This window comes from Photobacterium piscicola (genome assembly GCF_900166965.1).
Lineage (GTDB): Bacteria > Pseudomonadota > Gammaproteobacteria > Enterobacterales > Vibrionaceae > Photobacterium > Photobacterium piscicola.
On record NZ_FUZI01000053.1, the window covers coordinates 1 to 796 of the forward strand.

Below are 796 nucleotides of genomic sequence, written 5' to 3' on the forward strand. Positions count from 1 at the left end.
CTGTTTTATGCAGTGTCCACACAGATTGCTTGGTAAAATTAGTTATTAGAAAATAGCGAAAGTGCTAATTAATGCAAACGCATTGATTAACGCTTTTGCGTTATGCTCTTTAACAATCTGGAAAGCTGACTAGTAAATTCAATCGAAAGATTGATTTTAAAAAATGTTTTTATTCTCTGAATAAAAACGAGTTCTCAAAACAACACACATTCAAGTGTCTTGTATCGAGTCCGGCGAAAAACCAATGTTTAATATTTTCTTGATCGAATTATTAAACGCAAACCTTGGTTGTTTGAACATACAAGACCTCTTGGGGTTGTATGGTTAAGTGACTAAGCGTACACGGTGGATGCCTTGGCAGTCAGAGGCGATGAAGGACGTATTAACTTGCGATAAGCCCAGATTAGGCAGTAAAAGCCTCTTGAGTCTGGGATTTCCGAATGGGGAAACCCACTTGCATAAGCAAGTATCATTAACTGAATACATAGGTTAATGAGGCAAACCGGGGGAACTGAAACATCTAAGTACCCCGAGGAAGAGAAATCAACCGAGATTCCGGTAGTAGCGGCGAGCGAAACCGGATTAGCCCTTAAGCTAGTTCTGCGTTAGGTGAAGGTTCTGGAAAGTTCCGCGATACAGGGTGATAGCCCCGTAACCAAAAATGCATTATTAGTGAAATCGAGTAGGACGGGACACGTGATATCCTGTTTGAACATGGGGGGACCATCCTCCAAGGCTAAATACTCCTGACTGACCGATAGTGAACCAGTACCGTGAGGGAAAGGCGAAAAGAACC

Annotated in this window: 1 rRNA gene; it reads left to right on the forward strand. The window is 42.0% G+C overall.

The features are described from left to right. Positions 1-322: 322 nt before the first annotated feature. Positions 323-796: ribosomal RNA gene (locus CZ809_RS20855) — 23S ribosomal RNA — on the forward strand; the annotation flags it as partial.